Annotated in this window: 1 pseudogene; it reads right to left on the bottom strand. The window is 77.1% G+C overall.

The features are described from left to right. Positions 1 to 479, bottom strand: a pseudogene (locus tag N869_RS18165) (TM0106 family RecB-like putative nuclease); the annotation flags it as partial. Positions 480 to 664 lie beyond the last annotated feature (185 nt).

The raw sequence follows: 664 nt of genomic DNA, 5'->3' as shown, positions 1-664 counted from the left end.
GAGGTCGCGGTCGTCAGGACGACGACCACGGGGCGCACCTCCTGGGCCTCCTCGACGGTCAGCACCGGCACGTCGGCGAACCCGGCGGCGGCGAGCGTGCGCGCGACGACCTCGACCTGCTCGGGGTGGGTCGCGACGACCGCGACGTCCTGCGCGGCCAGGGGTCGGTCGACGTCCCCGTGGCGCCATCGCCGGCCCAGCAGTCGGACCACCTGGTCGGTGACGGCGCGGGCCTCGGCGGGGGACGACGTCGTGCAGCCCTCGTGGGTCACGGGCACGCACAGCACCCCCGGTCGGGTGCCGTCCAGGTCGGTGGGGTCCTCCTGGTCGGGTGCGGCCAGGCGGTCGTCGTAGGCGAGGGCGGAGACCTCCTGCCGCAGCCGCGGGTGCAAGGTGCGGCTGCGCGCGAGCAGGTACCCGCGCCCTGACGGCACGGTCCGGTGGCCCTCGGCGAGCCACTCCAGGGCGGACCGGTCCACGGGCTCGGGATGGTGGCCGTGGGCCTGGGGCGGGAGGCGGCCGTGGTCACCGACCAGGAGCAGTCGGTCGGCACGATCGGCGACGGCCAGGACCCCGGCGAGGGGCACCTGGCCGGCGTCGGCGACGACGAGGACGTCGGGCCGTCGCTGGCCGAGCGCGCCGTCGGCGACGTCCCACACGGGTG

The organism is Cellulomonas bogoriensis 69B4 = DSM 16987, from assembly GCF_000767165.1.
Lineage (GTDB): Bacteria > Actinomycetota > Actinomycetes > Actinomycetales > Cellulomonadaceae > Actinotalea > Actinotalea bogoriensis.
The sequence above is the reverse complement of the archived record's forward strand: the minus strand, read 5'-3'. Positions and strand labels throughout refer to the sequence as shown.